The sequence below is a fragment of the Bacillota bacterium genome, assembly GCA_012839765.1.
Taxonomy (GTDB): Bacteria; Bacillota; Limnochordia; order DUMW01; family DUMW01; genus DUMW01.
This window is the reverse complement of the sequence record DUMW01000111.1, coordinates 1-5,867: the sequence shown is the minus strand read 5'-3', so window position 1 is coordinate 5,867 and position 5,867 is coordinate 1. Positions and strand designations below refer to the sequence as shown.

Genomic DNA, 5,867 nt, shown 5'->3' with positions numbered 1-5,867 from the left:
CTCCGCGAAACTGCAATTATCTGATAAGTTCGCGGAATTTTCTGGATCTCCTGCAACGCCACAGAACTTTTTCTCGCGACAACGAAAAACCGTCCCAACCCCACAAACCTTATGTCAAAACCTCAGAAACAAAACCTACGTTCTGAATCGTCGTAGGCTTCATTCTGTCCGTCTCATTTTACGTGCTCAGATCGCTCCATTTATGTCTCAAATAATGTGACGCCTAACAGTACTGGCTCTGTACAAAGATAAGCAGTTAACGCCTAAAGAGATCGCTCGTGAGGTTGGTTTCGAGAACCTAAGGGAGATGGCCGATTACATGAAGTCTAAAGGTTTCGTTTGGGACACAGGTCGAAGCAATTACGTGCCAGAGAAAGTGATTGCATCGGAAGAACCAGTCTTAAACGGCATTACAGAGGAAATCGCAATTAGCGAATCTGTAGAAGTCCATGCCATCAAGGATTACTTGCTCTTACTACAGTATCTAGAAAGTCGCAAGGAGAAACTTGTGCAACTTCTGGAGTCGGATATCTCTGGAAACCTTCCGAGGTACGTGGTGCCAGGCGTCTTTATTACGAAGTCAGTCCATATGAGCAATCAACTTGACCAGATGATTAGAGATTACAGCGCGGAGAATAACATGTCTCAAAGAGATATTTTTGAAATTGCCTTGATTGATTTCTTCAAAAAGTATGGTTACCGGAGAGAGGTAGAGGTGTTACTAACCAAAACGAATTAAAGGCCAGCGGAACCCCTGCAGTGACTGCAAATGTTGTAGTAGCTGCGGGGGTTTGTTATTGTTATCTGCATATAGTTGTGATAGACGGATGCTGGAGCCAGGGATTGGTCGGAAACCGTTCGCCTGAGTTGTTTATTGGCAGTGTGGCACTAAAAACAAATAATAAACTCACTTCCTATAACCTTGGATTACCAAAGGCAAATCATGTATTGATTCGATAATCCTTTGATTGTCCAATGGCACAAATTGAAAATTGCTTGAAACGAGCATCATTCGTTAGAAGCCCATGACGTGGGGGTTGCGGACATAATGCGTTTCCGTATATAATTAGGAAGTCTTTTTCTGTGTCACAGGGGAAGAAGATTCAAAGGCAGTTGTCAGTTAACCATAGCAGTGCTGCCAAGGCGATGGAGCGCCTCTCCTCTGGTTTGCGGATTAACCGGGCTGGAGATGACGCAGCTGGCTTGGCTATCTCCGAGAAGATGCGGGGTCAGATCCGAGGTCTGAACCAGGCGATCCGGAACGCGCAGGACGGTATTTCCCTTATCCAGACAGCAGAGGGGGCCCTTCAGGAGACCCACGCTATTTTGCAGCGGATGCGGGAGCTGGCTGTTCAGGCTGCCAGCGATACCAATACCGAGGATGACCGGAAAGAGATCCAGAAGGAAATCGACCAGCTGGCAGAGGAAATCACTCGGATCGGAAACACGACTCAGTTCAACACCATGGAGCTCCTCAATGGAAGCTTGAACGTAAAGTTCCACATTGGTGCAAATTCTGATCAGTCCATCTCTCTTTCCCTTAACGACATGCGTGCAGAGGCCCTTGGTGTAGCGGGCACTTCGGGCACGAGTCCAACCGCTGCCTCGGGTACAAAGGACGGTATCACGTTTACCGCGAAGACGGCTGGTGCGGCTGGTAACAATATTTCGATTGAGTTCCAGGCCGCTGGCGATGCTAACGACGACCTCTCGATTTCCGTGTCCGAGAACACGATCACGGTGAAGTTGGCTGGAACTAACAAAGCAGCGCAAAATCAGGTGGATAACGTCGTTTCGACTCTCCAAGGCGACAACGATGTTACAGCCCTTGTTGATGTTTCTGGCTCGGGGACTTATGTAGTTACCGCTGGAACTCTCAACTTGGCCGGTGGTAGCGACGGAACCTCCGGCACCGGTACCGGCGGCATCGATGTTTCGAGCCAGGCAGCAGCTGATCAGGCGGTCACGATTATTGACAACGCCATCGGCCTCGTATCTGCTGAGCGCTCGAAGCTTGGAGCCCTGCAGAACCGGCTCGAGCATACAATTGCTAACCTTGGTACCTCTGCCGAGAACCTACAGGCTGCCGAGTCCCGGATCCGTGACGTAGATATGGCAGCCGAGATGATGGTATTTACCAAGTACCAGATTCTGCAGCAGGCTTCTACTGCTATGCTGGCCCAGGCCAATATGGCACCGCAGTCTGTACTGCAACTACTTGGATAATCACCCCGGACAACAGGCGGCCCTGGGATCCCCCCCGGGGTCGCTTACGTTCATTTGCTAGGCTTTCCTAGTCTGGTTGAAGCCTACAGCACATAAGACAATCCCGTGAAGGAGGAAGCTAGATGTCAGACTAGGAGAGAGTAGTTCATAACCTTTTGAGTGTGGACGTAGAGACTGCATCTGAAGAGGAGCTCCGTGAACTGGTAAAGCACCTTCAGAAGCAGATGAGTGAAACGTACGTGTATTGGGTAGGGATTTGGAATAATGCTAACCGCGCGGTGAGCACCCGAAATGGACGCTTTGTTTCTCGGCAGGAAGTTATAGATTTCTTGACCCAGGGTAAGTAAGACAATCTTAGCAATCCCAAAGGATTGAACATTATTTGTCGCATTTAGCCGCCGTACGGTGTTGGCCGCTAGAAGAGCGGGTGTGAGTAATAGTGTAACCCCTAGTAGACCAACTGTTCTGCCGGGGGTTTTTCTATTAAAGCAGGGTGGGGTAATGTCATAGGGTTCGTGACGTTGGTTTCTGTGGGAGTGTTGGTAGCTTTCGTGTTAGCAAAACCCAAATCGTGATTTCAGATTGAACGAGCCTACACCGCCCAGTTGTGCTGCCTTTAGCTCTCCAGCAGAAATACCCCTGACGCCCTTTTGTGTGGATCCGAAAGGGAGCCTGAATCGACGGAAGTCCGGAAACTACACGGGGCAAGAATTCGATGTACTGCGCACAGTCCTCTATTTCAGATTAAACATCTCCCTTCAAACAACCGATAATACCTACAAGCAACCCTATTGATTCCGCCGCCGCAAAGAGGTGTATAGTATCATGCAAATCAGACCCGCGAGCGAAATCAAGGCGGTATGCAACGTGCCGTTAAAGGAGCTGCAGAAGCAGCAGAAGGAACTGGAAAGGTCCAGGCAGCCGAAACGGGACCTCAGTAAGGGGTTAAGCCTTGAGGAGATTCGAAAAGGCACTGAGCAGATAGAGACGATCATCTCGGCCTTTAACCGGCGCTTAAAGTTTAACGTACACGATGAGGCCAATCGGATTTATGTGCAAGTAATTGATCGTGCCACCGATGAGGTCATCAAGGAGATTCCTCCTTCGGAAATCTTGGATATGCTAGCCAAGATCTACGAGCTAGTGGGAATCTTGGTGGACGAGCGGGTATAGGAGGTAGAGCCGATGCGTATCGACGGGTTAGTATCCGGTTTAGACACCACGAGCTTGGTTACCCAACTGATCGAACTGGAAAAGGGGCCTTTGAAGCGTCTGCAGAGTGAGCAAAGTGAGATCCAAAGATTACAGGATGCATGGCGAAGCCTCAACACCCGATTGCTCAATCTGGAGAATATCGTTAAGGATCTCAAGGCCAAGGAGACCTTTACCAGCAGGAAGGTTACTTCCTCCGCGGCGGATGTCGCCAGTGCTACAGCTAGCACTAATGCTCTACCGGGATCTTACCGGTTGAAGGTGGAACAATTGGCCACTGCCCACCGGCTAGCCTCGGCCCGGGTGGACGATGTGGACGGGGCGTTGGGAGAAGTAGATGAGGAGGGCAATCCCCTCGTAGAAGGAGAAATCATCATTAATGGGAAGACGATAAGCCTGTCCAGTGCCCAAAGCCTGCGGGATATCCAAAACCTCATCAATGAGACCGAAGACATCGGTGTAGAAGCCAAGATCATAGATAATCGCCTGGTCCTCATTAGCACCGAGACGGGCTTGGAAAATGCAATCGAGGTTGTCGATGAAAACGGCCTGCTCCAACAGTTGGGACTCTTGGAAGGGGATTGGCAAGTGGTACAAGAGGCCCAGGACGCAGTTATCTATCTCGACGGACTACGGATTACCCGGAGCAGTAACGTAATCTCCGATGCTGTCGAAGGTGTTACTTTCACCTTGAAGGCCGCAGGGGAAACGGAGCTTTCCATTACCTTTGATACCCAACGGGCGGTGGATAAGCTCAAAGCCTTCGTCAACCAATACAACTCGGTCATAGATTACATCCAACAGGGACAAAGCAAGAGTGAGGTCACTGGTACCGTCGGCATCTTTTTCGCCGATGGGACCGCCAGAACCCTCGCTACCAGTCTGCGCCGGGTAGTGACCGATGCCGTCTCCCATAGTGAGTTCCATTCCATTGCGAGCTTGGGAATCGAGATCGACCGGTATGGTAAAATGAGCTTGGACGAGAAGGTATTGGTTGATGTCTTGGAGAAGGATCCCGACGCGGTACGACGTTTCTTCTACGATGGTGAGCAGGGAGTGGCCGTGAGGATCGAAGCCTTTGTGGCCGAGTATACCCGGAGCGGTGACGGGGTCATCGCTAATCGTCAGGACTGCTTTACCCGCCGTACCCAGGACATTAAGAAACAGATTGAGTACCAGGAGTACCGGATTGAGCGGAAGGAAGAATCGCTGTATCGGCAATTTGCGGCCATGGAAAAGGCTCTAGCTCAGATGATGGGCCAAAGTGACTGGCTTCAGGCCCAGTTGACGAGCTTGAACAACCTCACACGGCAGGGGAACCGAAGATAGGATGGGAAAAGGGATTGAGCATGCTCAAGGAAGAGAACTTGGTAGATTTGTTTCAGCAGCTGTATGATCTGACCATTGAACAAAGCAAGAGTATTCAAGCAGAAGACTACGAGAGATTGCAGGACCTATTGGAGAAGAAACAGGCGGTCATGGACCGTATTGATGAGGTTGGATATAGTCCTCAGGACGCGGAGCAAGTGAAGGACCTGTTGTTACAGATTCAGACCATCGACCGGGCTAATGAGAAGGAGGTCCTAGCTAAGTACATAGCCACCTGTATGCAACTGACGGATTTGGGGGGCAGCCACCAGGTGTCTAGTCAGTCGGCCCGGTTCTTGGACAAGCGGGCTTAGGAGGTGACATGATGTTTAATTTCCAGAATGCTTACGTCCAGTCCCAGATCACGACCCAGACTCCCGAGCGCTTGGTCCTCGTGGTCTATGACGGAATCCGCAAGTCCCTAAGAAAAGCTCTTTTGAACTTAGAAAGGAAGGATGTGGAAGGGGCACATCGGGAGCTGGTGCGGGCCCAGGACCTGCTGGGGGAACTTTCCGCCGCGCTGGATCCCCAGTATGAGGTTAGTGTCGCCCTAAAGCAGCTTTATGACTTCCTAAGCAGGCGTATCCTGGCGGCCAACATCTCAAAGAATCCGCAGGATATCGAGGCGATTATCCCCTTCGTGGAAGAGTTGAAAACCACCTGGGAAGAAGCTTTGGCCCAGCTGAAGAAATAGGCTATAGGGGCCTGTAAAGGCCCTTTCCCCCTTTCCCTCTTACAATCCTACCAAGGCATGCAGGATTTTCCTCCTTTTTGCCGAATATACGTCTCATGCGAGATTATTTGCAGCCCCAAATTCTGAGACCTATGTCCTAGTTTTGTCCCAATTGTACCCTTGAATACCGACCTTAGTCCTAATTTTGCAAGAACCATACGATTTTTGTCCTGGGGTTTTAACATAAGCCCAGGGAAAAAAGAGAAAGAACGTGTGCTAAGTTGACCGTTCGATCCCATATCGTTCCAATATTTCATCTGGCGTGCCAAGCTCCTTTGGCAGTAGTCTCACCGTGTAACCGGCTAGGACCGAGAATTCCATCACATGG

Annotated in this window: 6 protein-coding genes; all 6 read left to right on the top strand. The window is 50.3% G+C overall.

Features of this window, described 5'->3' with window-relative positions; genetic code table 11:
- Positions 1 to 307 precede the first annotated feature (307 nt).
- Positions 308 to 739 (top strand): hypothetical protein, encoded by a 432-nt coding sequence (locus tag GXX57_11085; GenBank protein ID HHV45191.1) that lies wholly within the window; start codon positions 308 to 310, stop codon positions 737 to 739.
- Positions 740 to 1,146: 407 nt separating this feature from the next.
- Positions 1,147 to 2,226: a flagellin gene (locus GXX57_11080; protein ID HHV45190.1), complete on the top strand. Its 1,080-nt coding sequence runs from the start codon at positions 1,147 to 1,149 to the stop codon at positions 2,224 to 2,226.
- A gap of 825 nt (positions 2,227 to 3,051) precedes the next feature.
- Positions 3,052 to 3,399 (top strand): flagellar protein FlaG, encoded by a 348-nt coding sequence (locus GXX57_11075; GenBank protein HHV45189.1) that lies wholly within the window; start codon positions 3,052 to 3,054, stop codon positions 3,397 to 3,399.
- Positions 3,400 to 3,411: 12 nt separating this feature from the next.
- Positions 3,412 to 4,767 carry a flagellar filament capping protein FliD gene (gene fliD / locus GXX57_11070; GenBank protein ID HHV45188.1) on the top strand — a complete coding sequence of 452 codons (1,356 nt, stop codon included), beginning with the start codon at positions 3,412 to 3,414 and terminating at the stop codon, positions 4,765 to 4,767.
- Between the two features lie 20 nt (positions 4,768 to 4,787).
- Positions 4,788 to 5,120, top strand: a complete 333-nt coding sequence (locus GXX57_11065; protein HHV45187.1) for a hypothetical protein — start codon at positions 4,788 to 4,790, stop codon at positions 5,118 to 5,120.
- Positions 5,121 to 5,131: 11 nt separating this feature from the next.
- Positions 5,132 to 5,500, top strand: a complete 369-nt coding sequence (gene fliS, locus GXX57_11060) for a flagellar export chaperone FliS (GenBank protein HHV45186.1) — start codon at positions 5,132 to 5,134, stop codon at positions 5,498 to 5,500.
- Positions 5,501 to 5,867 lie beyond the last annotated feature (367 nt).

Excerpts from the sequence above, each read along its gene's own strand:
- GXX57_11085 (HHV45191.1), top strand. The coding sequence starts at position 308 with ATGGCCGATTACATGAAGTCTAAAGGTTTCGTTTGGGACACAGGTCGA.
- fliD (HHV45188.1), top strand. The coding sequence starts at position 3,412 with ATGCGTATCGACGGGTTAGTATCCGGTTTAGACACCACGAGCTTGGTT.
- GXX57_11075 (HHV45189.1), top strand. The coding sequence starts at position 3,052 with ATGCAAATCAGACCCGCGAGCGAAATCAAGGCGGTATGCAACGTGCCG.
- fliS (HHV45186.1), top strand. The coding sequence starts at position 5,132 with ATGTTTAATTTCCAGAATGCTTACGTCCAGTCCCAGATCACGACCCAG.
- GXX57_11065 (HHV45187.1), top strand. The coding sequence starts at position 4,788 with ATGCTCAAGGAAGAGAACTTGGTAGATTTGTTTCAGCAGCTGTATGAT.
- GXX57_11080 (HHV45190.1), top strand. The coding sequence starts at position 1,147 with ATGGAGCGCCTCTCCTCTGGTTTGCGGATTAACCGGGCTGGAGATGAC.